This window comes from Phytohabitans flavus (genome assembly GCF_011764545.1).
Lineage (GTDB): Bacteria > Actinomycetota > Actinomycetes > Mycobacteriales > Micromonosporaceae > Phytohabitans > Phytohabitans flavus.
The window spans coordinates 538,213-561,871 of record NZ_AP022870.1 but is presented as its reverse complement, the minus strand read 5'-3'; the positions used below and the strand labels follow the sequence as shown (position 1 = coordinate 561,871).

General features: G+C 70.4%; 21 protein-coding genes and 1 pseudogene. 10 read left to right on the top strand and 12 right to left on the bottom strand.

Translation table 11 applies throughout. The features are described 5' to 3' along the window. The first annotated feature begins 55 nt into the window (after positions 1-55). From typA to Pflav_RS02445, 5 genes are read left to right on the top strand one after another with little or no spacing between them, the layout of a single operon-like run. Positions 56-1,918, top strand: coding sequence for a translational GTPase TypA (typA, locus tag Pflav_RS02460; RefSeq protein WP_173033411.1), 1,863 nt, complete (start codon positions 56-58; stop codon positions 1,916-1,918). Continuing rightward, positions 1,908-2,678 (top strand): serine hydrolase, encoded by a 771-nt coding sequence (locus Pflav_RS02455; RefSeq protein WP_173033409.1) that lies wholly within the window; start codon positions 1,908-1,910, stop codon positions 2,676-2,678. Before typA ends, Pflav_RS02455 begins: the two co-directional genes overlap by 11 nt. Then, the gene (locus Pflav_RS02450) at positions 2,675-3,760 is read left to right on the top strand and encodes a mandelate racemase/muconate lactonizing enzyme family protein (RefSeq protein WP_173033407.1); all 1,086 of its coding nucleotides are present in this window, start codon (positions 2,675-2,677) and stop codon (positions 3,758-3,760) included. Before Pflav_RS02455 ends, Pflav_RS02450 begins: the two co-directional genes overlap by 4 nt. After that, positions 3,750-4,013: a hypothetical protein gene (locus Pflav_RS44665; RefSeq protein ID WP_232070937.1), complete on the top strand. Its 264-nt coding sequence runs from the start codon at positions 3,750-3,752 to the stop codon at positions 4,011-4,013. The genes Pflav_RS02450 and Pflav_RS44665 overlap by 11 nt, the downstream gene beginning before the upstream one ends. Then, complete coding sequence (locus tag Pflav_RS02445; RefSeq protein WP_232070936.1) at positions 4,010-4,564, top strand: C40 family peptidase; 555 nt, start codon at positions 4,010-4,012, stop codon at positions 4,562-4,564. Before Pflav_RS44665 ends, Pflav_RS02445 begins: the two co-directional genes overlap by 4 nt. Here the strand turns inward: Pflav_RS02445 and Pflav_RS02440 are convergent. After that, positions 4,548-5,549, bottom strand: coding sequence for a TerC family protein (locus Pflav_RS02440; RefSeq protein ID WP_173033405.1), 1,002 nt, complete (start codon positions 5,547-5,549; stop codon positions 4,548-4,550). The two genes, Pflav_RS02445 and Pflav_RS02440, sit on opposite strands and share 17 nt — an antisense overlap. Positions 5,550-5,851: 302 nt before the next feature. Here Pflav_RS02440 and Pflav_RS02435 point away from each other — a divergent pair, with 302 nt between their 5' ends. Further along, positions 5,852-6,145: an antibiotic biosynthesis monooxygenase family protein gene (locus Pflav_RS02435; RefSeq protein WP_173033403.1), complete on the top strand. Its 294-nt coding sequence runs from the start codon at positions 5,852-5,854 to the stop codon at positions 6,143-6,145. Positions 6,146-6,148: 3 nt separating this feature from the next. On the opposite strand, the gene Pflav_RS02430 is transcribed toward Pflav_RS02435, so the two are convergent. Further along, positions 6,149-6,622 (bottom strand): SRPBCC family protein, encoded by a 474-nt coding sequence (locus Pflav_RS02430; RefSeq protein ID WP_173033401.1) that lies wholly within the window; start codon positions 6,620-6,622, stop codon positions 6,149-6,151. A 14-nt stretch (positions 6,623-6,636) separates the two neighbouring features. Here Pflav_RS02430 and Pflav_RS02425 point away from each other — a divergent pair, with 14 nt between their 5' ends. Beyond that, complete coding sequence (locus Pflav_RS02425; RefSeq protein ID WP_173033399.1) at positions 6,637-7,230, top strand: TetR/AcrR family transcriptional regulator; 594 nt, start codon at positions 6,637-6,639, stop codon at positions 7,228-7,230. Here Pflav_RS02425 and Pflav_RS02420 read toward each other — a convergent pair. Both Pflav_RS02420 and uvrB read right to left on the bottom strand, forming a co-directional pair. Then, positions 7,187-8,065 carry a GNAT family N-acetyltransferase gene (locus Pflav_RS02420; RefSeq protein ID WP_173033397.1) on the bottom strand — a complete coding sequence of 293 codons (879 nt, stop codon included), beginning with the start codon at positions 8,063-8,065 and terminating at the stop codon, positions 7,187-7,189. The two genes, Pflav_RS02425 and Pflav_RS02420, sit on opposite strands and share 44 nt — an antisense overlap. Positions 8,066-8,117: 52 nt before the next feature. After that, positions 8,118-10,217, bottom strand: coding sequence for an excinuclease ABC subunit UvrB (gene uvrB, locus Pflav_RS02415; protein WP_173033395.1), 2,100 nt, complete (start codon positions 10,215-10,217; stop codon positions 8,118-8,120). Positions 10,218-10,468: 251 nt separating this feature from the next. Here uvrB and Pflav_RS02410 point away from each other — a divergent pair, with 251 nt between their 5' ends. After that, the gene (locus tag Pflav_RS02410; protein WP_173033393.1) at positions 10,469-12,091 is read left to right on the top strand and encodes a hypothetical protein; all 1,623 of its coding nucleotides are present in this window, start codon (positions 10,469-10,471) and stop codon (positions 12,089-12,091) included. A gap of 136 nt (positions 12,092-12,227) precedes the next feature. Here the strand turns inward: Pflav_RS02410 and coaE are convergent. Further along, a pseudogene (gene coaE, locus Pflav_RS02405) lies at positions 12,228-12,917 on the bottom strand (dephospho-CoA kinase); the annotation flags it as partial. 113 nt (positions 12,918-13,030) lie between these two features. Further along, entirely contained in the window at positions 13,031-14,527 is a 1,497-nt protein-coding gene (rpsA, locus tag Pflav_RS02400) for a 30S ribosomal protein S1 (RefSeq protein ID WP_173033389.1), read from the bottom strand. A gap of 338 nt (positions 14,528-14,865) precedes the next feature. On the opposite strand from rpsA, the gene Pflav_RS02395 reads away from it, so the two are divergent. Continuing rightward, complete coding sequence (locus tag Pflav_RS02395; protein WP_232072598.1) at positions 14,866-15,669, top strand: class I SAM-dependent methyltransferase; 804 nt, start codon at positions 14,866-14,868, stop codon at positions 15,667-15,669. Between the two features lie 8 nt (positions 15,670-15,677). On the opposite strand, the gene Pflav_RS43070 is transcribed toward Pflav_RS02395, so the two are convergent. Further along, positions 15,678-16,265, bottom strand: coding sequence for a DUF7144 family membrane protein (locus Pflav_RS43070; protein ID WP_197937844.1), 588 nt, complete (start codon positions 16,263-16,265; stop codon positions 15,678-15,680). 102 nt (positions 16,266-16,367) lie between these two features. After that, a complete protein-coding gene (gene polA, locus Pflav_RS02385; RefSeq protein ID WP_173033387.1) occupies positions 16,368-19,058 on the bottom strand; it encodes a DNA polymerase I in 2,691 nt (896 codons plus the stop codon). An 83-nt stretch (positions 19,059-19,141) separates the two neighbouring features. On the opposite strand from polA, the gene Pflav_RS02380 reads away from it, so the two are divergent. Then, entirely contained in the window at positions 19,142-19,966 is an 825-nt protein-coding gene (locus Pflav_RS02380; RefSeq protein ID WP_232070935.1) for an SAM-dependent methyltransferase, read from the top strand. A 25-nt stretch (positions 19,967-19,991) separates the two neighbouring features. On the opposite strand, the gene Pflav_RS02375 is transcribed toward Pflav_RS02380, so the two are convergent. Genes Pflav_RS02375 through Pflav_RS02360 form a run of 4 tightly spaced genes read right to left on the bottom strand, consistent with a single transcriptional unit; the run spans position 19,992 to position 23,611 of the window. Then, positions 19,992-20,702, bottom strand: a complete 711-nt coding sequence (locus tag Pflav_RS02375; protein WP_173033385.1) for an ABC transporter ATP-binding protein — start codon at positions 20,700-20,702, stop codon at positions 19,992-19,994. Beyond that, positions 20,692-21,510 carry an ABC transporter ATP-binding protein gene (locus tag Pflav_RS02370; protein WP_173033383.1) on the bottom strand — a complete coding sequence of 273 codons (819 nt, stop codon included), beginning with the start codon at positions 21,508-21,510 and terminating at the stop codon, positions 20,692-20,694. The genes Pflav_RS02375 and Pflav_RS02370 overlap by 11 nt, the downstream gene beginning before the upstream one ends. Beyond that, complete coding sequence (locus Pflav_RS02365; protein WP_197938902.1) at positions 21,507-22,601, bottom strand: branched-chain amino acid ABC transporter permease; 1,095 nt, start codon at positions 22,599-22,601, stop codon at positions 21,507-21,509. The genes Pflav_RS02370 and Pflav_RS02365 overlap by 4 nt, the downstream gene beginning before the upstream one ends. 38 nt (positions 22,602-22,639) lie before the next feature. Continuing rightward, positions 22,640-23,611 (bottom strand): branched-chain amino acid ABC transporter permease, encoded by a 972-nt coding sequence (locus Pflav_RS02360; RefSeq protein WP_173033379.1) that lies wholly within the window; start codon positions 23,609-23,611, stop codon positions 22,640-22,642. Between the last annotated feature and the right edge of the window lie 48 nt (positions 23,612-23,659).

Below are 23,659 nucleotides of genomic sequence, written 5' to 3'. Positions count from 1 at the left end.
TCGGGGGTTAACCCCGGCTCCTCAGCTTCCTCACAAGCACGGGACAATGGACGGTATGCAGACCCGCTCTGACCTCCGTAACGTCGCAATCATCGCCCACGTCGACCACGGCAAGACGACCCTGGTCGACGCCATGCTGCGGCAGGCCGGGGCCCTCCACACCCGGGGCGAGGTGGCCGACCGGGTGATGGACTCGATGGACCTCGAGCGGGAAAAGGGCATCACGATCCTGGCCAAGAACACGGCCGTCCGCTACGTCCCCGCCGAGGGCGACCCGGTCACCATCAACATCATCGATACCCCAGGGCACGCCGACTTCGGTGGCGAGGTCGAGCGCGGCCTCACGATGGTCGACGGCGTGGTGCTGCTCGTCGACGCGAGCGAGGGGCCGCTGCCGCAGACCCGCTTCGTGCTGCGCAAGGCCCTCAAGGCCCGGATGCCGATCATCCTGGTGATCAACAAGGTCGACCGGCCGGACGCGCGGATCAAGGAGGTGGTCGACGACACCTACGAGCTCTTCCTCGACCTCGACGCCGACGAGACCCAGATCGAGTTCCCGATCGTGTACGCGTGCGCCCGCGACGGCCTCGCCTCCCTCAAGCAGCCAGGCGACGGCGCGATGCCCGACTCGCCCGACCTCCAGCCGCTCTTCCAGACGCTGCTCGACACGATCCCCGCCCCGGCGTATGACGAGGCTGCACCGCTCCAGGCGCACGTCACCAACCTCGACGCGTCCCCGTTCCTCGGCCGCCTCGCGCTGTGCCGGGTGCGGGAGGGCACGATCCGCAAGGGGCAGACGGTGACCTGGTGCCGCGAGGGCGGCGCCGAGGAGAAGGTGCGCATCTCCGAGCTGCTCATGACCGACGGCCTGGAGCGCAAGCCGGCCGACGAGGCCGGGCCGGGCGACATCATCGCCGTCGCCGGCATCCCGGACATCATGATCGGCGACACGCTCGCGGACCCGGAAAACCCGATCCCGCTCCCCCGCATCACCGTCGACGAGCCGGCCATCTCGATGACGATCGGCACCAACAGCTCGCCGCTGGTCGGCCGGGTGAAGGGTGCCAAGGTCACCGCGCGCATGGTCAAGGACCGACTCGACCGCGAGCTGATCGGCAACGTCTCGCTCCGCGTCATCGCCACCGACCGCCCGGACGCCTGGGAGGTACAGGGCCGCGGTGAGCTGGCGCTCGCCATCCTGGTCGAGCAGATGCGCCGCGAGCAGTACGAGCTGACCGTCGGCAAGCCCCAGGTGGTGACCCGGGTGGTCGACGGCAAGACGTACGAGCCGGTGGAGCGCCTCACCATCGACTCCCCGGACGAGTACCTGGGCGCGATCACCCAGCTCCTCGCCACCCGTAAGGGCCGCATGGAGCAGCTGGTCAACCACGGCACCGGCTGGATCCGGATGGAGTGGCTCGTCCCGGCGCGTGGACTGATCGGCTTCCGCACCGAGTTCCTCACCGACACCCGGGGCACCGGCATCCTGCACCACGTCTTCGAGTCGTACGAGCCGTGGGCCGGCGAGCTGCGCACCCGCAACACCGGGTCGCTCGTCGCCGACCGGACCGGCGCGGTCACCGCGTTCGCGATGCTCAACCTCCAGGAGCGGGGCACGCTGTTCGTCGAGCCGGCCACGGAGGTGTACGAGGGCATGATCGTCGGGGAAAACTCCCGCTCCGACGACATGGACGTCAACATCACCAAGGAGAAGAAGCTCACCAACATGCGCGCCTCCACCTCCGAGGAGACGGAGAAGGTGATCCCGCCGCGCAAGCTCTCGTTGGAACAGGCGCTGGAGTTCTGCCGCGAGGACGAGTGCGTGGAGGTGACACCGGTGGCGGTACGGCTGCGCAAGGTCACGCTCGACGCCACCCAGCGCGCCCGGGAGACCGCCCGGCGCAAGCATGCTGGATAGCTTGCTCGACGGCGTCCCGGGCACCGTCTCGGTCCACATCGGACCGCTGGCCGGGCCGGCGCGGTACACGCACCTCCCGGACACGACGCACTACGCCGCGAGCACGATGAAGGTCGCCGTGCTCGCGGCGCTGCACCGCTCCGGCGTTGACCTCCACGCCGAGGTACCCGTGCACAACGTCTTCCGCTCGGCGTCGAGCGGGATGTTCGGCTGCACCCGCGAGTACGACAGCGACATGCGGGTGTGGGAGCGGCTCGGCCACACCGCGCCGCTCGGCTGGCTGGCCGAGCGCATGATCACCAGGTCGAGCAACCTCGCCACCAACATCCTGCTCGGCCACGTCGGGCTGGACGCGGTCGCCGAGGTGTGGGCCCTGGCCGGGGCGCGGCACAGCACGACCACGCGCGGCATCGAGGACTACGCGGCCCGCGAGGCCGGCCTGGACAACATCGTCACCGCCGCCGACCTGGCCGCCCTACTCACCGCGATCGTGACCGGCGCGCTCGGCCCGCCGGACGCGATGGTGGACACGCTGCTGCGCCAGGAGCGCACCGAGGACCTCGCCGCCGGCCTGCCGCCCGGCACCCGCATCGCGCACAAGAACGGCTGGGTCGACCGCGTACGGCACGGCGCCGGCGTGGTCTTCCCGGACGACGCACCGCCGTACGCGATCGCCGTCTGCACCACCACCGACCTGCCGGACGCCGGCGCGTGTCGGCTGATCGCACGCGTCTCCGCCGCCGCCTGGGCGCACCGATGATCGCGGAGATCCGCACGCACCGCGTCTCGGCGCCGCTGCACACGCCGTTCGTGACCGCGCTGCGCCGGGCGACCACCGTCGAGACGCTGCTCGTCGAGATCGTCGATGCGGACGGGCGGTCCGGCTTCGGCGAGGCGCCCCAGGTGTGGCAGGTCACCGGCGCCTCGGTGCCGGGCAGCGAGGCGTGCGTGCGCCAGATCCTCGCGCCGCTGCTCACCGGCCGCGACCCCGACGACCTCCAGGCGCGGCTGGCCGAGGTGGCCGGTGCGGTCGCCGGCAACGAGGCCGCGAAGGCCGCCGTCGACACCGCGCTGCACGACCTTGTCGCGCGCCGGCTCGGCGTACCCCTGGCGCGTTTTCTGGGTGGGACGGCGCCGCGCGTCCCGACGGACGTCACGCTCGCCGCCGGCGAGGCCGGCGCCCTCGCCGCGGCGGCCCAGGCCCGGGTGGCCGAGGGGTTCGCGGTGCTCAAGCTCAAGGTGGGGCTCGATGCCGCGGGCGACATTTCGCGGGTACGGGAGGTGCGCGCGGCCGCCGGACCCGAGGCGCGCATCCGGCTCGACGCCAACCAGGGGTGGACGCCGCGCGAGGCGGTGCGGGTGATCCGGGGCATTGAGGACGCGGGGCTGGACGTCGAGCTCGTCGAGCAGCCGGTGCCGGCGTGGGACCTGGAAGGGCTGGCCTGGGTCAGCGAGCGGGTGTCGCTGCCGATCCTGGCCGACGAGTCGGTGTACGGGGTGCGCGACCTCGTCGAGGTGATCCGCCGGCGGGCCGCCGACCTGGTCAACGTGAAGCTCGCCAAGTGCGGCGGCCTCGGCCCCGCGCGCACGCTGCTGGAGCTGGCCGCCGCGCATGGGATGGGCACCGTCGTCGGCTCGATGATGGAGACCGAGGTGGGCATCGGGGCGGCCGCGAGCCTCGTCGCCGGGTACGGCACCACGGCCGTCTCCGACCTCGACGCCGCGTGGTGGCTTGCCTCGTCGCCGGTCGAGGGCGGCATCCGGTACGAGCGCGCTGAAGTCGTGCTGCCGGCGGCTCCCGGGCTCGGGGTGCTGAAGATAATATCCACGGATGGCAGCTGAACCGGCAGTTGGTTTCGTGGCGACCGGGCTCGCGACGCTGTGGTCCGCTCCCTTCAATGACGATGTCGTCAGCCAGCTGTTGCTGGGCGAGCGGGTGCTTGTCGAGGAGGTACGGCCGGACGGCTGGGCCCGCGTCGTAGCGGTCGAGCAGCCGGCGGCGCGCCTCGACCCGCGCGGCTACCCGGGATGGCTGCCCGCGACCCAGCTCGCCTACGGCTCCTCCCCGAGCCCTCGCACGTCGTGGACGCGGTGACGACGGCTCTGCGGGACCGGCCCGGCGGTCAGGTCGTGCTGCCCGGGGTGGTGCTCGGCACCCGGCTCGCCTCAGCCGGCGACCCGGTCGACGGCTGCCAACCCGTACATGTGCCGGGCCAGGACCGCCCGCTGTGGGCTCCTCCCGGGTCGGTCGCCCCCTTGCCCGCTTCGGCGACCGCCGTGGACGTGCTGGCGCTGGCCCGCCGGCTGCGCGCCGCCGCGTACCTGTGGGGCGGCATGTCCGGCCAGGGCATCGACTGCTCCGGGCTGGTGCACCTGGCGTGGCGGCGCTTCGGTGTGTGCCTCCCCCGGGACGCGAGCGACCAGGCGCACGCCACGGAGCCGGTGCCGCCCGGCGCGGAGCAGCCGGGTGACCTGCATTTTTTCGCCCGCCCCGGCCGCCCCGTGCACCACGTGGGCTTCGTGGCCGATCAGGGGCACCTGCTGCACGCCTGCTACCAGCAGCGGCACGTGGTCGAGGAGCCGATGCCACCCGAGCGGGCCGCCACGCTGGTGGCGACCCACCGCGTGGTCAGTGGTCCGCGCTGACTAGCTCTTTCTTGCTGTCGCGGGACGACTTGATCAGGCTCGCCACCGTCGCGATGATCAGCGTGCCGATGATGACGGTCAGCGACAGCCAGATCGGGATGTGCGGCGCCCAGCTCACGTGCTCCCCGCCGTTGATGAACGGCACGTTGTTGTCCGCGAGCGCCTCGAGCACCAGCTTCACACCGATGAAGCCGAGGATGATGGCCAGGCCCAGCGACAGGTAGACGAGGCGCTCCAGCAGGCCGCCGAGCAGGAAGTACAGCTGGCGGAGCCCCATCAGCGCGAACACGTTGGCGGTGAAGACCAGGTACGGCTCGTCGGTGATACCGAAGATCGCCGGAATCGAGTCGAGCGCGAAGATGAGGTCGGTCGTGCCGATCGCGATCATCACGAGCAGCAGCGGCGTGAACATGCGCCGCCCGTCGGCGCCGGTCGTCGTGAAGCGGCCGGTGCCGTAGTCGGTGGAGACCCGCAGCGCCCGCCGCGCGTACCGGATGACGACGTTTTCCTTGTAGTCCGCGGCGTCCATCTCGCCCGAGCGGGCGAGGTTGATCGCCGTGTAGATCAGGAACGCCCCGAAGATGTAGAACACCCAGGCGAACTGGGAGATCAACGCCGCGCCCGCCGCGATGAAGCCACCCCGCATCACCAGCGCCAGGATGATGCCGATGAGCAGCACTTCCTGCTGGAACTTCCGGGGCACCGCGAAGCGGCTCATGATGATCACGAAGACGAAGAGGTTGTCCACCGACAGGCTGTACTCCGTGAGCCAGCCTGCGTAGAACTCGCCCGCGATCGTGCCGCCGCTGGTGACCCAGACGCCGACACCGAAGATCAGCGCCAAGGCGACGTAGAAGCTCACCCAGATGCTGGACTCTTTGATGCTGGGCTCGTGCGGGCGGCGGCCGATGATCAGCAGATCGACGGCGAGCACCGCGCCGAGAACGACGAGGGTGACAACCCACACCGCAGCGGACACGTCCAAGGAAACCTCCGGCAGACATACGACATCGCCCCGTCAGTGGACGAAGCGATGTGAACTCTGTCGGAGGTCTCTTCCGCCGCCCCCGGATCCCCCGATGGACTGGCGACCGACGATGCCGGGCCCTCAGCCGGGTGGACCGGTGACGACCGTGTTGACGACAAAGTCGCGGGGGAATACTCCCCTCCTACGGCCTCCATCATCCACCATGGGACCGCGTTTTGGCACACCCACCCCCTGTGTAATGCGCCTCCTAGCACACGCGCTCCACCTTCCTAGGAGGCTAGGCACGGTAAGCTCCGATCATGGTTCTCGAAGTCGCATTGATCAGCGTCAACCCAGGTCAGGAGGACGACTTCGCGGCCGCGTACGCGAAGGGCCACAGCGTCCTGTCCAGTACGCCGGGCTGCCAGTCGGTCCGGATGACCCGCGGCGTCGAGTCGCCGTCCCGCTTCGTACTCCTGGTGGAGTGGGACTCGATCGAGGCGCACGTGGAGAACTTCCGGGAGAGCGAGCGCTTCACGACGTGGCGCTCGCTGATCGGGCCGTACTTCGCGGCGCCCCCGGTGGTCGAGCACTTCACCGACGTACCGGCCTGATCCTCACTCGCCCGCGCCGGCGGGCGCACCACCCCGGGCGGCGGGATCTTTCGCGGCCGCCTCGGCCAGGCCACTCGCGCAACCCTTGATGAACGAGCCGAGGAAGCCCCGGTAGAAGCCGCCCATCCACGGGCGCTTCGCCGTGAAGGTGGAATGCCACCGGATGAGCGTCCCGTCGCCGTCCGGGGTGAGGTCGACGTCGGCGCGGTAGTTGACGAGCGCCATGCCCGACAGCAGCCGGTAACTGAACCGGCGGCCCGGGACCGCCTCGACGACCTCCTCGCGGTTGGTGAACGGCCATGTCCGGAAGACCCGGATTGCCCCCACGCCCTCACCGCCCGCCGCGTCCGCGCGCTCGAGCGCGAACGAGCCCAGGCCCGACCACGTGGGCCAGGTCGCGCCGTCGACAAGCAGCCGGTACACCACATCGGCGTCCGCTCGCGAGCGCGCCGTCACATCGATGTCCTGCACACGCATGTACCATATGGTACATGCCCGATCCGCGGCAGCGCCTCCTCGACGCCGCCATCGACCACCTCGCCGCGCACGGCCTCAGCGACCTGAGCCTGCGCCAGCTCGCGGCCGCCCTCGGCACCAGCCACCGCATGCTCATCTACCACTTCGGCTCCAAGGAGGGCCTGCTCGTCGAGGTCATCCGGGCGGTCGAGCGGCGCCAGCGGGAGGCCTTCGCCGACCTGGGGCTGGACGAGGCGGTCACCCCGGGCGACGCGATCCGGCGGATGTGGCGGCGCTTCGCCGACCCGGCACTGGCGCCGCACGAGCGGCTGTTCTTCGAGGTGTACGGGCAGGCGCTCCAGGGCCGCACCCACGCGCTACCGCTGCTCGACGGGATCGTGGAGTCGTGGCTGGAGCCGGCGGTGGAGTTCGCCAAAGCCCGGGGCGTGCCCGAGGCGGTGGCCCGGGCCGACGCGCGGCTGGGCGTGGCGGTGATGCGCGGCCTGCTGCTCGACCTGCTGGCCACCGGCGACCGGGCCGGGGTGGACGCGGCGGCCGAGCGCTACGCCGAGGCGTACGAGGCGCTCACCGCGAGGCCTGAAACTTCGCCCGGCGGCCCAGCGTCGTAAACCCGAGCCGGGTGTAGAGGCGGCCGGCGGGGTTGTCCACGTTGACGTCGAGGAGCACCTGGCGGGCGCCGCCGGCTCGCATCCGCCGCAGCGCCTCGGCCACCAGCGCGCCGCCGACGCCCCGGCCACGCCACGACGGCACCACGCCGACCTGGACGATCCAGCCCTCGGCGCAGGTGACGAAGCCAGCGTCGCCGTCCGGGCCCGTGGCCAGCAACGACCACTGTGGACGAAACTCCTCGTCGCCGGCGGTCCACGCGACCCACCGCTCGGCCGGCCAGCCGGGAAAGCCGGGCCGGTCGCGGAAGGCGGCGTCGTACGTGACGAAGAAGCGGCCGGCGAGGTCGGGCGTCCACTCGTGCGGCGCCAGCTCCGGCGGGAGCGGCGCGGCCGGCGGCTCGGCCGTGGCGAGGTCGAAGCGCATCACGTCCTCGGCGAAGACCTGCCGCAATCCCCGGCTTGCGAACAACCGCTCGGCCGCCTCGGTCAGCGCCTCGGTCTCCACCGTCACACCGCTCGCGCCGGTATCGACGGCGGCCGCCGCGTCGAGGCCCCAGTCGAGCAGCGTGCCGCCGATGCCGTGGCCCCGGTGGGCGGGGTCGACGAGGCCGATGTGCGCCGCGCCGGGCGAGAGTGGGCGGACGGCGGCGGCCGCGACCAGCACCCCCGTTGCCGTGCGGCCGCCGGTCGTGACAACGCCGTCGGCCGCGAACCGGCTGATGGTGACCTCAGACATGCCGCCGTCCACCGCGTGGCACCGCCCGGCCAACCCGGCCACCGCCTCCCGGTCACCGTCACCGCCCAGCGGGCCCCAGGTCAGCTCACCGTCGCGCACCCCATGACCCTACGGGGCATCGAGCCCGGTGCGCGCCTGCATTTCCGGCCGCCTACTTCACCCCGGCCGCGTCCATCCCGCGCAGCTCCTTCTTCAGCTCGGCGACCTCGTCGCGGATCCTGGCGGCCAGCTCGAACTGAAGCTCGCGCGCGGCGGCCAGCATCTGGTCGTTGAGGTCCTGGATGAGCTGCGCCAGGTCGGCGCGGGCCATGCCCTCGCGGGACGGGGTGGCCGCCTTGCCCCGCGAACGGGTCTGCGGCACCGGCGCCTTGCCTCGCGTCATCTGCCGCCCCGAGCCGCCGATCACGCCTTCGGTGTCGTCGGCCTCGCGGTAGATGTCGTCGAGGATGTCGTGGATCTTCTTGCGGAGCGGCTCGGGCGAGATGCCGTGCGCCTCGTTGTACGCCACCTGCTTGGCCCGCCGCCGGTTTGTCTCGTCGATCGCGGTGGCCATCGACGGCGTGATCTTGTCGGCGTACATGTGCACCTGGCCGGAGACGTTTCGCGCGGCGCGGCCGATGGTCTGGATCAGCGAAGTACCGCTGCGCAGGAAGCCCTCCTTGTCCGCGTCGAGGATCGCGACGAGCGACACCTCGGGCAGGTCAAGGCCCTCGCGCAGCAGGTTGATGCCGACGAGCACGTCGTAGTCGCCCTTGCGCAGCTCGCGCAACAGCTCGACCCGGCGCAGCGTGTCCACTTCGGAGTGCAGGTACCGCACGCGGATGCCGTGCTCGAGCAGGTAGTCGGTGAGGTCCTCGGACATTTTCTTGGTCAGCGTCGTGACCAGCACACGCTCGTCGCGCTCGGTGCGCAGCTGGATCTCGTGCATGAGGTCGTCGATCTGGCCCTTGGTCGGCTTGATCATGATCTCGGGGTCGACGAGGCCGGTCGGGCGGATCACCTGCTCCACGAACTCGCCGCCGGAGTGCTGAAGCTCCCATGGGCCCGGCGTCGCGGACAGGAACACCATCTGCCCCACCCGCTCCAGGAACTCGTCGAACCGCAGCGGCCGGTTGTCAGCCGCGCTGGGCAGCCGGAAGCCGTGCTCGACCAGCAGGCGCTTGCGCGAGGCGTCCCCCTCGTACATCGCGCCGATCTGCGGGATCGTCTGGTGCGACTCGTCGATCACGGTCATGAAGTCGTCCGGGAAGTAGTCGATGAGGCAGTGCGGCGGATCCCCGTGCGACCGGCCGTCGATGTGCATCGAGTAGTTTTCGATGCCGTTGCAGAAGCCGACCTGGCGCATCATCTCCACGTCATACGTGGTGCGCATGCGCAGCCGCTGCGCCTCCAGCAGCTTGCCCTGCCCCTCCAGCTCGGCCAGCCGCTCGGCGAGCTCGGCCTCGATCCCGCGCAGCGCCCGCTCCATCCGCTCCGGCCCGGCCGTGTAGTGGGTGGCCGGGAAGATGAGCAGCTGGTCGACCTCCTTGACCACGTCACCGGTGAGCGGATGCAGGTAGTAGAGCTTCTCCACCTCGTCGCCGAAGAGCTCGACCCGGACGGCCAGCTCCTCATACGCCGGGATGATCTCGAGCGTGTCGCCGCGCACCCGGAACGTGCCGCGGCTGAACGACATGTCGTTGCGCGTGTACTGGATGTCGACGAGGCGGCGCAGCAGCTTGTCGCGGTCGATCTCCTCGCCGACGCGGACCCGGACGGACCGGTCCAGGTACTCCGACGGGGTGCCCAGGCCGTAGATCGCCGAGACGGTGGCCACCACGATCACATCGCGGCGGGTGAGCAGCGACATCGTCGCCGAGTGGCGCAGCCGCTCCACCTCCTCGTTGACCGAGGAGTCCTTCTCGATGTACGTGTCTGTCTGCGGGATATACGCCTCGGGCTGGTAGTAGTCGTAGTACGAGACGAAGTACTCCACCGCGTTGTTGGGCATCAGCTCCCGGAACTCCTTGGCGAGCTGCGCACACAGCGTCTTGTTGTGGGCGAGCACCAGCGTGGGCCGCTGCATCCGCTCGACCAGCCAGGCGGTGGTCGCGCTCTTGCCCGTGCCGGTGGCGCCCATCAGCACCGTGTGGCGGTCGCCACGGCGCACCCGACGCTCAAGATCGTCGATGGCCGTCGGCTGGTCGCCGGAAGGCGTGTAGTCGCTGACGACCTGGAAGCGGCCGTCGAGTCGCGGGATGTCGAGACCCATGCGCTAAACCGTACGCCGCGGGTCCGACAACGTCCGGTCCGAGGAGCGCAGCATCAGAACCCTGGGTGTGACAACCCGCCGCTTGTGCCTTTCGCACATGCGATCAACTTCGATATTGGCGTTGTGTGGAAAAGATCACCACGCTACCGTCTTATGAGTAGGCCGCTCGCGGCGGCCGACCGGGACACACGATCGGGCCTCCACACCGGCCGATCAGCCCGGCGCAGGGTCGCAGCCCCGGCAGCTCGCCGGTGAGCGCACCCGACGCGGTCGCGCATGACGCGCTGACCGGCCGCCGCGAGCGCCCCAACTCATTACGGCAACAGCCCGCGGCGTACACGTCACCCATCCGGCGGCAGCGCGTTCAACCACGCGTGAATGCAAGCTTCGAACGGCGACGGATCATCGCGCTCGCCGCCCTGGTCTGCGTCGCCGCCGGCTCGGCCGCGGGGCTCACCACCGGCCTCGTCTCCTGCACCCCGGTCGACAAGTCGGTGGCGGCCCGTCCACTGTCGGCGACCGAGGCGCAGCGGCTGGCCGGCATGCGCGCCCGCAACTTCGAGGACGGGCGGGTCGGCGTGCGCGCCTCGCTGGGCAAGCCGGGCGCCGAGATCAAGCTGGCGGGCTGGATCGACTGGCGGCGGCCGCTCACTTACCTCGCCGCCACAGCGCCCGCGCCGGGCCCGGACGACGGGCTGCTCCAGGCCGTACCCGGGATCATCGCGACAAGGCCGGGCCGCGCGGACGCCGGCCTTCCGCCGGAGCGGCCGCCGGCAAAAGATTGGCGGGTACGGCCCTCGACCGCGACCGCCACCCACCCGGCGCCGATCGACTCGTTCGTCGCGCTGCTCTTCGCGATCGCAAGCGACAAGCCCGCTGATCAGTCAGGAGCCGTGGCCGACCTCCTGGCGCGGAGCGATTCGCGCTGGCTCGGCACCGACCGCATCGCCGACAAGACGGTGGACGTGCTGCTCGGCCCGGCCGTCCCGCCACAGCTCGCGCCGACGCTCAGCCCGAGCACCTCGCCGACGACCAGCGCGACCGGGCCTGCCTCCCCCACGCCCGGGCCCAACTCGCTGGCCGCGATGGGCGGCGCGGTGCGGTACTGGCTGGACGGCGACGGGCGGCTGCACAGGTTCGAGGCGTTGCTGAGCAAGGACTTTCCGGTCAAGGTGGACCTCACCCGCGAGGAGCGGCCGGAGATCCCCGCGATCGACGCGCTCGGCGGGCGTACCACCAAGCCCCGCCCGCTCACCGACGACGAGGCCGAGGCGCTCGCGCTCATGCCACAGCGCAACCGGGCCGCGGGCGGCGGCCGGATCACGCTCACCGTGCCGATGCTGCCCGCCGGCATGCTGCTCGCGAACGGGTGGCTGGACTGGCGCTACGCCGTGGCCTACATCGGCGCGTACGACATGGACAAGAGGGACGAGCGCGTCCTCATGCGGGCCACCGCCACCGGCGTGACCGTGCGGCACGACGGCTTCACCGCCGGGAAGCTGCCCCCACTCCCTCCGCCGGAGGGCGACTGGGAGACGATTCCGTGGGCCGCGCGGGGCGACGCGATCGGCGGGCTCGACCTCGACCTGCTGGTCAACGAGGCGCTCGCGGTCAGCGGCACCGGCGAGGACGACCCGGAGGCGCTCCGCGAGTCGGCGGTGTGGCTGCGCAGGGACACGCTGGCCGGCGGGCCGGTCAACGTGTACGAGATCGCGAAGGGCGCCGAGGTCGGCGGTGCCCGCGGCGCGGCCCTGATGCGCTACTGGATGGACCGCACCGGGGTGCTGCGGAGGCTGGAGCTGCGTACGCGGACCGGGGCGTTGGCCCAGCTCGACATCACGCCGGAGGACGTACCGATGCTCAGCCGGCCATGATCCGGGTCGGGCGCCCCGGGTCGGCGCTCCCCCACCCACGGCCGTCGTCCAGCGGCGGGAAGCCGGCCGGGCCCAGCGCGTCCACCCGGTCGCTCTCGACACGCACCACGCCGCCGTCGAGGGTCACCTTGTCGGTGCCGAGCACGTGGCGCAGGCGGGCGGCGACGCGCGGGTAGTCCTCCGGCGACGTCGACGCGCCCGGGCAGGAGACCCGCTGGTGCCGGACGTTCTGCTCGTAGGGCGCCAGCCGCTCGTGCCACAGCGCGTCCACCCGCGTCTGAAGGTCGGCCAGCGTCGAGTCGTTGCGCAGCAGCGAGTCGGCGGCCGCGCGCCGCTCGGCGTCGCCGGCCTGGGCGCGGATCCGCGCGTCCGCCTGCTCGGGCGTCATCCCCCGGGTCCGCACCAGGCGCTCCACGCGGGTGGCCTCGGCCGCGTCGACCACGATCACGAGGTGGTACGTCGGCGCGAGCCCCACCTCCACCAGCAGCGGCACGTCGTTGACGACGACCGTGTCGGGCGCCGCGGCGGCGACCAGCTCAGCGGTGCGCTGGCGTACCCGGGGGTGGATGATCGCCTCCAGCCGCCGGCGGGCCGCGTCGTCGCCGAACACGCGCGCGCCGAGCGCCGGCCGGTCCAGAGCGCCGTCCGCCCCGAGCACCCCCGAGCCGAACTCCGCGACAACCTCGGCCAGCCCGTCGGTACCCGGTGCGACGACCTCCCGCGCCAGCCGGTCCGAGTCGACGACGGTCGCACCCCGCGCGGCGAGGCGGGTGGCGACGGCGCTCTTGCCCGCCCCGATCCCCCCGGTAAGCCCGATCAGCAGCACAGCCTCAGTCTTCCATCCCGGCCGCCCCGCGCGGCGCACGCGACCGCTGCTGAGTACGCAAAAACCGGCCCCGCCGCGCGTGAGCGCGACGGGGCCGGTCCTCCGGTCGTTCCTTACTTGCCGCCGGCCAGCTTCTCGCGCAGAGCGGCGAGCGCCTCGTCCGTGGCCAGGGTGCCCGCGGGCTCCTCGGCCTGGCGGGACGGCGCGGCCGTGGCCTGCGCGGCACCGCCGCCGCCCGGGCCACCCGTGGGAGCGGGCGCCGCGGCGGCGTCGAGGTCGGCGGCACGCGCCGTCTGCACCTGCTTGGTGTGGGCCTCCCAGCGCTGGCGGGCCTCGGCGTACTGCCGCTCCCACTCCTCACGCTGCTTGTCGAAGCCCTCGAGCCACTCGCCCGTCTCCGGGTCGAAGCCCTCCGGGTAGATGTAGTTGCCCTCGGTGTCGTAGGTCGCGGCCATACCGTACTGCGTCGGGTCGAAGTGCTCCTCGCCCTCGACGAAGCCCTCGTTGGCCTGCTTGAGCGACAGCGAGATCCGCCGGCGCTCCAGGTCGATGTCGATGACCTTGACCATCACGTCGGAGCCGACCTGCACCACCTGCTCCGGGATCTCCACGTGGCGCTCGGCCAGCTCGGAGATGTGGACCAAGCCCTCGATGCCGTCGTCGACCCGGACGAACGCGCCGAACGGCACAAGCTTGGTCACCTTGCCCGGCACGATCTGCTGGATCGCGTGGGTGCGGGCGAACTGCCGCCACGGGTCCTCCTGCGTCGCCTTCAGCGACAGCGAGACCCGCTCGCGGTCGAGGTCGACGTCGAGGACCTCGACCTCCACCTCCTGGCCCACCTCGACGACCTCGGACGGGTGGTCGATGTGCTTCCAGGACAGCTCGGAGACGTGCACCAGGCCGTCCACACCGCCAAGGTCGACGAACGCGCCGAAGTTGACGATCGAGGACACGACGCCCTTGCGGACCTGGCCCTTCTGGAGCTTGTTGAGGAACTCGGTGCGCACCTCGGACTGCGTCTGCTCCAGCCACGCCCGGCGGGACAGGACGACGTTGTTGCGGTTTTTGTCCAGCTCGATGATCTTCGCCTCGAGCTCACGGCCCACATACGGCTGCAGGTCGCGCACGCGCCGCATCTCCACCAGCGAAGCCGGCAGGAAGCCGCGCAGCCCGATGTCGAGGATCAGGCCGCCCTTGACCACCTCGATGACGGAGCCGCGCACGACACCGTCCTCGTCCTTGATCTTCTCGATGGTGCCCCAGGCGCGCTCGTACTGCGCCCGCTTCTTCGAGAGGATCAGGCGGCCCTCTTTGTCCTCCTTCTGGAGAACCAGGGCCTCGATGTGGTCACCGACCGACACCACCTCAGCGGGGTCCACGTCATGCTTAATCGACAACTCGCGCGAGGGGATGACGCCCTCGGTCTTGTAGCCGATGTCGAGCAGGACCTCGTCCCGATCGACCTTGACGACGGTGCCTTCGACAATGTCGCCGTCGTTGAAGTACTTGATGGTCTCGTCGATCGCGGCGAGGAACGCTTCCTCAGAACCGAGGTCGTCGACGGTGACCTTGTTGGCGCTCGAGGTGGCCTCGATGCTGCTCGTCATGTGGACTGTTGCTCCGAACGGATGGTGTCGCGGGAACCTGCTGCACCCACGGACCCGCCGCCAGGCACAAGCTCACTCTTCTCGATACCCAGCCAATATCGATGCATGCAAGATGTGCCCGTCGACCGCGGACCTGCTCCCTGCCGAGGTCACAATCCGCGAGTGCATCGACTAGCTTACCGTGCGCATTACCACAGCGTGCAAGCCCTGGCGGGGCCAGATGTACTCGTGTCGCCAATCGCCCACAATGTCCCACTCGCGAGTAGTTCCGGCGTTCCGGACCAACCCGCCGGGGCGACCGCTGGGGTGTACGCCGCTGGGGCCAGAATGACGGGGTGATCGAGAGTACCGTCATCGAGGCCGCCAGAAGGTCGGCGGGCGCTGATGAGACCACGCACGCCAACCGGCGCTGGTGGGACGGCGAGGCCGACTCCTACCAGGCCGAGCACGGGGAGTTTCTCGGTGACGCCAGTTTCGTCTGGGGTCCCGAAGGCCTCAACGAGGCGGATGTCCACCTTCTCGGCCCCGTCGCCGGCCGGCGGATCCTGGAGATCGGCTGCGGCGCCGGCCAGTGCGGGCGGTGGCTCACATCACAGGGCGCCCAGGTCGTCGGGTTGGACCTGTCCTGGGGCCAGCTGGTCCACTCCCATCGCCTCGACGCCAGGGTCGGCACCGCCCTGCCGGTGGTACAGGCGGACGCCCAGCGGCTCCCGTTCCGCACCGGGGAGTTCGACCTCGCGTGCTCGGCGTACGGGGCACTCCCGTTCGTCGAAGACGCGACCGTCGTCCTTCGCGAGGTAGCCCGGGTACTCCGCCCGGGCGGTCGCTTCGTCTTCTCCGCCACCCACCCGCTGCGCTGGTCATTTCTGGATGACCCGGGCGAGCGCGGCCTCGTCGCCGTGGACTCGTACTTCGACCGCCGCGCCTACGTCGAGCAGAACGACAAGGGCGTGGCCACCTACGTGGAGCACCACCGCACCGTCGGCGACTGGGTCCGCTCCATCGTCGCAGCCGGCCTGCGGCTGGTCGACCTCGTGGAGCCGGAGTGGCCCGCGGAGAACGAGGGCACGTGGGGCGGCTGGAGCCCGCTGCGCGGCCGCGTCATCCCGGGTACCGCGATCTTCAGCTGCGAACGGCCGTAATACCTGCGCTAGCGGCCCGTCGGCGGGCGCTGGCCGACCTGCTCGGCGTCGCTCGCCGGCATCCCGTCGGTGGACGCCGGCTGGTCGCTGCGGTGCTGGCCGGCCTGCGCACGGTTGCTGGGCCACCGGTCCGGCGCCGGGCGGGGTTCGCCACGGACTTCGCTGTAGTAGCCGCCCCGCTCGCTGGTGCCCGAGCCGCGGTACCGGTCGACCCGCGCGGTGGCCATCGCCCAGACGACGAACACGGCGAGCGCGATCATCACCAGCGACCAGAGCGGGTAGTACGGCAGGAAGATGAAGTTGTTGATCGCCACGAGCGCGGCCAGGGTGATGCCGACCGCCCTGGCCCAGGTGGCCCCGGTGAAGAGGGAAAACCCCGCCAGGACGACGAGTGCGCCCAGGACGAGATGGGCCCAGCCCCAGGCCGTGGTGTTGAGGTTGTAGGTGTAGTTGGGGCCGACGACGAAGAAGTTGTCGTTGACGATCGCGGCGATGCCGACGAAGATCTCCCAGATCCCCAACAGGATCATCATGGTGGCGGCGAAGACGAGCCCGCCGACCGCCCACGTGCCGCGGGCCGCGCTTGTTGTGGCCATGACTTCCTCGCTTCCTCCTTTAGATCTCCTCACCATAGATACGCAGACCGGAGAAATTAGGGCGAAGCGGAAACATGCCACTTACACCGTGATGCCCGTGGGTCAGTGGTCGGCGCTATTCCAGTCGCTGCCGACGCCGACCGAGACCTCCAGCGGCACCGACAGCGGGTGGGCGTTGCCCATCTCGCGGCGGACCAGCGTCTCCATCGTCTCGCGCTCGCCCTGGGCCACCTCGAAGACAAGCTCGTCGTGGACCTGGAGGAGCATCCGCGACCGCAGCCCCTCCTCGCGGATCGCACGGTCGACGTGGAGCATGGCGACCTTGATGATGTCGGCGGCCGAGCCCTGGATCGGGGCGTTGAGGGCCATCCGCTCGGCCATCTCGCGGCGCTGGCGGTTGTCGTGGATCAGGTCGGGCAGGTAGCGCCGCCGGCCCAGGATCGTCTGCGTGTACCCGTCCTGCCGGGCCTGCCCCACGACCGCCTGGAGGTAGTCGCGGACGCCGCCGAAGCGCTCGAAGTACTCGTCCATCAGCGCCCGGGCCTCGTCGGTCGGGATCGTGAGCTGCTGGGAGAGGCCGTAGACCGACAGCCCGTACGCCAGGCCGTAGTTCATCGCCTTGATCTTGCGGCGGTGGTCGGCGGTGACGTCCTCGATCGGGAGGCTGAAGACCGACGAGGCCGTGGCGGCGTGGAAGTCGGCGCCGGAGTTGAACGCCTGGATCAGCGCCTCGTCCTTGGACAGGTCGGCCATGATGCGCATCTCGATCTGGCTGTAGTCGGCGCTCATCAGGCACTCGTATCCCGAGCCCACCACGAACGCCCGCCGGATGCGGCGGCCCTCCTCTGTGCGGATCGGGATGTTCTGCAGGTTGGGGTCGGTGGACGAGAGGCGCCCGGTGGCGGCGACCGTCTGGAAGTACGTCGTGTGGATGCGCCCGTCGTCGGAGACCGACTTGAGCAGACCGTCCACGGTGGACTTGAGCTTGGCCACGTCGCGGTGCCGCAACAGGTGCTCCAGCAGCGGGTGCCCGGTCTGCGCGAAGAGGCCTTGCAGCGCGTCGGCGTCCGTCGTGTACCCACTCTTGATGCGCTTGGTCTTGGGCAGGTCGAGCTCGCCGAAGAGGATCTCCTGTAGCTGCTTGGGCGACCCGAGGTTGAACTCGCGGCCCACCACCCCATACGCCGCCTGGGCCGCCGCCTTCACCTCGGCGGCGAACCCGCTCTCCAGGTCGGACAGGTAGTCGGTGTCGGCGGTGATGCCGGTGCGCTCCATCTCGGCGAGCACCTCGACGAGCGGCAGCTCCACGTCGGCCATCAGCCGCGCGGACAGCTCGCCGTCCCGGGACAGCTCGGCGTCGACCGCGTCGGCGAGGTCGAGCGTGGCGCGGGCGCGGAGCATGAGGTTTTGCTCGACCGCCTCGCCGCCGTCGCCGAGCCCTTCGAGCGTGAGCTGGCCGTTGTCCGGCGCGTCGACCCTGAGCTCGCGGTGCAGGTAGCGCAGGGCCAGGTCGGTCAGGTCATACGTCCGCTGGTCGGGGCGGGCGAGGTAGGCGGCGATCGCGGTGTCGCGAGTGACGCCGCGCAGCTCCCAGCCACGCGCGCGGAACGCGAGCAGCGCCGGCTTGCTGTCGTGGACGACCTTGGGGCGCTTGGTGTCGGCGAGCCAGGCGCCCACCGCGGCCTCGTCGCCCTCGTCCAGCTCGGCCGGGTCGAACCAGGCGGCCTGGCCCTCCGCATTGGCCAGCGCTACGCCGGTCAGCTCGCCGGTGCCGCGGCCGAACCGCCCGGCGACCGCGACGCCGAGCGGGGTACCCACCGGCGCATACGACTCCAGCCAGCCGGACACCTCGCCGCCGGACAGGACCGAGCCGTCGAGCTCGAACCCCGCCTCGGCCTCCGGCTCGACGGCCTCCAGGTACTGGTACAGCCGCTCGCGCAGCACCCGGAACTCCAGCGCGTCGAAGACCTGGTGCACCGCCTCACGGTCCCATCCGGGCCAGCGGGCGTCCTCGGGGCGGAGCGGCAGCTCGAGGTCGCAGACGAGCTGGTTGATCTCGTAGTTGCGCATGACGTCGGCCAGGTGGGCACGCAGGTTGTCGCCGGCCTTGCCCTTGATCTTGTCGGCGCTGGCGATGACGCCCTCAAGACCGCCGTACTCCTTGATCCACTTGGCGGCCGTCTTGTCCCCCACGCCCGGCACGCCCGGCAGGTTGTCGCTGGTCTCGCCGACCAGCGCGGCCTTGTCCCGGTACTGCGTGGGAGGCACGAAATACTTCGCCTCGACCGCGGCCGGGTCCATCCGCCAGACCTCGGACACGCCGCGCACCGGGTAGAGCACCGTCACGTGCTCGTCGACAAGCTGGAACGCGTCGCGGTCGCCGGTGCTGATCACCACCTCCATGCCGGCCGCGCGGGCCTGCTTGGTGAGCGTGCCGATCACGTCGTCGGCCTCGTAGCCCGGCTTTTCCACGATCGGGATGCGCAGCGCGTCGAGCACCTCCTTGACCAGGCTCACCTGGCCCTGGAACGGCGCCGGGGTCTCCGAGCGGCCGGCCTTGTACTCCGCGTACTTCTCGGTCCGGAAGGACTGCCGTGACACGTCGAACGACACGATGATGTGCGTGGGCCGCTCGTCGCGCAGCATGTTGATCAGCATCGACGTGAAGCCGAAGACCGCGTTGGTCGGCTGCCCCGTGGCCGTCGAGAAGTTTTCCACGGGCAGGGCGTAGAACGCCCGATATGCGAGCGAATGCCCGTCGAGCAGCAGCAGGCGCGGCGTTGACTCTGTCACAGAAAGCGACTCTAGTCCGGACCTCCGACACTCCTATAGCGGGCACGCGTAGGGATGCGCCAACCCCGTAAGGTGAGGCGCCGATGGGTACCGAACAAAATCTGGAGGCGGCGATGGACCGGCCGGCTTGGGCGCCACCCGAGGTCGACCTGGAGCGGCCGAGCACCGCTCGGATCTACGACTACATGCTCGGCGGCCTGCACAACTTCGCCATCGACCGGCAGATGGCCGAGCAGGTCCTCGCGGTCGGCCCGCAGATCCGTCTGACCGCCCACGCCAACCGGGGCTTCCTGCGCCGCGCGGTGGAGTTCCTCGCCGCCGCGGGCATCCGGCAGTTCCTCGACCTGGGCTCCGGCATCCCCACCGTGGGTAACGTGCACGAGGCCGCGCACCGCGTCGCGCCGGACGCCAAGGTGGTCTACGTCGACGTGGACCCGGTGGCGGTGGCGCACAGCCTCGCCATCGTCGAGGGCGACGAGCGGGTGACCGTCGTGCAGGCGGACATCCGCGACACCGACGCGATCCTCTCCGACCCCCGGGTCACCGGCGCGCTCGACTTCACCCAGCCGGTCGCCGTGCTGATCGTGGCGGTCCTGCACTTCGTGCCCGACGCGGACGACCCGGCCCGCATCGTGGCCCGGCTGCGCGACGCGATCGTGCCGGGCAGCTACCTCGGGATCTCGCAGGTCGCGACGTTCCCGTTCGAGCTGACCGCCGAGCAGCGGGCCGTCGCCGACCGCTACACCAAGGCGAACGCGGTGGCCCTGCGCAGCCGGGAGCAGATCGGCGCGTTCTTCGACGGGCTGGAGCTTGTCGAGCCGGGGCTCGTCGACCCCGCCGAGTGGCGGGCCGACGGCGACGTCACCGACATGTTCCCGTCGTACGCGGGGGTGGCCCGCAAGCCCTGACCGGGCCCGCGGACCACCCTGGACGTCAGGCGACGCCCAGGTACGCCTCCTTGACCGCCGGGTCGTGGAGGAGGTCCTGGCCGCTGCCCTCCTTCACGATCGAGCCGGTCTCCAGCACGTAGCCGCGGTGCGCCCGGGAGAGCGCCTGCTGCGCGTTCTGCTCGACCAGCAGCACGGTCGTGCCCTGCTCGTTGATCCGCGTGATGATCTCGAAGATCTGCTGGATCAGCATCGGCGCCAGCCCCATCGAGGGCTCGTCGAGCAGCAGCAGCTTGGGCCGGGTCATCATCGCCCGCCCCACCGCCAGCATCTGCTGCTCACCGCCGGAGAGCGTGCCGCCGGCCTGCCGCTGCCGCTCCTTGAGCCGGGGGAACAGGTCGTACACCATCGCCAGGTCCTGCGTGATGCCGGGCTTGTCGCGCCGGGTGTACGCACCCATCTCCAGGTTGTCCTGCACCGTCATGCCCGGGAACACGCCCCGGCCCTCGGGCGCCTGCCCGATGCCCAGGGCCACTCGCAGGTCGGCGCGCATCTTCGTGACGTCCCGGCCACCGAAGATGATCTTTCCGCTCGCCACCGGGCGGAGGCCGGAGATGGCCCGCATGGTGGTGGTCTTTCCCGCCCCGTTCGCCCCGATGAGCGCGACCACCTCGCCCTCGTTGACGTGCAGGCTGATCCCGTGCAGGGCCTGGATGCGCCCGTACAGCAGGGTCAGGTCTTCGATCTCAAGCAGCATCGGTCGGCACTCCCAGGTACGCGGCGACGACGGCCGGGTTGTCCCGGACCTCGGCGGGCAGCCCTTCGGCGATCTTCTTGCCGAACTCCAGCACCACGATCCGGTCGGTGACGCCCATGACCAGCCGCATGTCGTGCTCGATCAGCAGCACCGTGATGCCGGTGTCGCGGATCTTGCGGATAAGCTGGAGAAGCGAGTCCTTCTCGGCCGGGTTGAAGCCGGCGGCCGGCTCGTCGAGGCAGAGCAGCGTCGGGCTGGTCGCCAGCGCCCGGGCGATCTCCAGCCGCCGCTGCTCTCCGTACGACAGGTTGCGGGCCAGCTCGCCCGGACGCGCGATGCCCACGAAGCGGAGCAGGTCGTGCGCCCGGTCGCGCCCGCTCCGCTCCTCCTTCCAGAACCGCGGCAGCCGGAAGAGCGCCGAGACCACGCTGGTCTTGTGGTGCGCGTCGGCACCGACCATGACGTTTTCCAGGGCGGTCATCTCGGGGAAGAGCCGGATGTTCTGGAACGTGCGGGCGATGCCCATCTGGGTGATCTTGTGGCGGGCCCGGCCGCTGATCCGCTGGCCGTTGAACCGGATCTCCCCCTGCGTCGGCGTGTACACACCGGTCATCGCGTTGAAGCAGGTGGTCTTGCCGGCACCGTTGGGCCCGATCAGACCCAGGATCTCGCCCTTGTACAGCGTGAAGTCGACGTCGTTGAGCGCGACCACGCCGCCGAAGCGGAGCGTGACGTGATCGACCTCGAGCAGCGCCTCCCGCGGTGGCGCCTTCGCCGGAGCGGTCGTGTCGGGAACCGTGTCGGTCATGTGCTCGCCTCCGTCGGTGCGGCCTCCTGGCGCCGGTCAGCGAACTCCGCCGCTCGTCGTCTGTTCGGCAGGATGCCTTGCGGTCGGAAGATCATCATGACGATCAGCACCGCCCCGAAGATCAGGATGCGGTACTCGGCCACGTTGATCTCCAAGCCGAGCGCGCCGCCGATACCGCGCACCCACTCCGGCAGGTACCAGGTGATGAACGCCCCGATGACCGCGCCGTAGATGTTGCCCGCACCGCCGAGGATGACCGCGGCCAGCACCAGAATGGAGTTCGTGAGCTGGAAGCTGTCGGAGTTGATGAAGCTCTGCTTGCCGGCGAAGAGCGCACCCGACAGGCCGCCGACCGCCGCGCCGATCGCGAACGCCCACAGCTTGTACTTGAACGTCGGCACGCCCATGATCTGCGCCGCGTCCTCGTCTTCGCGGATCGCCACCCAGGCCCGGCCGACCCGGCTGCGGGTGAGGTTTCGGACGCCCAGGATCACGAAAATGATGATCGTCAACGTGAGCCAGTAGTACGGCCGCGCGTCGACCACGCCGAACAGCGACTGGCCGTCGCTCCCCTTCACGTCCGGCACCGGGTGCGGGATCTGGGGGATGCCCCGCTGCCCGTTCGCGATGCCCTCGTTGCGTGACGCGTAAAGGCGGATCATCTCGGCGAAGCCGAGCGTCACGATGGCGAGATAGTCCCCGCGCAATCGCAGTGTCGGACCGCCCAGGATCACACCGGAGATCATCGTGACCGCGACCGCCGCCGGGACCGCCGCCAGCCACGGCCAGCCGATGTCGAACCGGCTCTCCGGGGAGGTGAGCAGCGCGACGGTATACGCGCCGACCGCGAAGAAGCCGAAATAGCCGAGGTCGAGCAGGCCGGCGAAGCCGACCACGACGTTCAGGCCGACGGCTAGCAGCACGAAGAACGCGGTCTCGAACAGGACCGTAGCCATGTCCGATTCCATCGTCCGGAAGTACCAGAGGTTGATGTAGAACCAGCGGTTCGGCAGCAGGTAGAGGAAGACGATCAGGGCGAGGAGCGCGACCCAGCGCACCTGGCGCGGCATGCTGTCCCAGCGGGCGCGCATCGAGGCGCCGCGAGACCTGACCTTTTCGATGTGCGCGTTCATGCCCGAGCCCTCCCAAGCGACTCGCCCAGCAGGCCGGTAGGTCGGAACATCAGCAGCACGATCAGCACGACGAAGCCGGTGAAGTCCTTCCAGTCGCCGCCGAACAGTCCAGCAGCGTAGTTTTCCACCACGCCGAGGAGCAGGCCACCGAGGAGCGCGCCACGCAGGTTGCCGATACCGCCGAGGACCGCCGCGGAGAATGCCTTCAGGCCGATGAGGAAGCCGACGTCGAAGCGGCTGAAGGTGTAGGCGACGTTCCAGAGCAGGGCGGCGGCGCCCGCCATGATGCCGCCGATCACGAACACGAGCAGGATGACCCGGTCCTTGTTGACACCCATGAGGGCCGCGGTGTCCGGATCCTGGGCCACCGCGCGGATACCCCGGCCGAGGCGGCTGCGGTTGACGAACGTGTCGAGGGCGATAAGCATGCCGATGGCCGACAGGATCACCAGGATCTGGGTGTTGGTGATGTCCCAGCCGCCGACGCTGATCACGTTTTCCGGCTTGATCACGGTGACCATGCCGAACGGCGCCCGCTCGCCGCCGATGTGCAGGTTGTCGCTGAAGAGCCCGACCGCCTCGAAGAGGACGAACGACGCGCCGATCGCGGTAATCAGGAACGCCAGTGGTGGGGCGTTGCGGCGGCGCAGCGGCCGGTAGGCCACCCGTTCCACCGCGACCGCGGTCAGCGTGGAGGCCACCACCGCGGCGGCCAGGCCGGCAAGGAGGAGGAGCAGGATGAGCCCGATCCCGCCTACCGACGAGTTTTGGTTGTAGCCCAGCGCCTGCCAGGTCCCCAGAGCGGCAACCGTGCCGATCATGAAGACCTCGGAGTGGGCGAAGTTGATGAGGCGCAGGACACCGTACACCAGGGTGTAGCCGAGAGCGACGAGCGCGTAGATGGCGCCCTGCGCGAGGCCGGTGGTGGTCAGGTCGGGGAAGTCCCGCAGCAAGCCGTCGAAGTCCAAGTAGTGCTCCAGGGGAAAGTGTCTGCATAGTCAGGTGCGGCCGGGAGC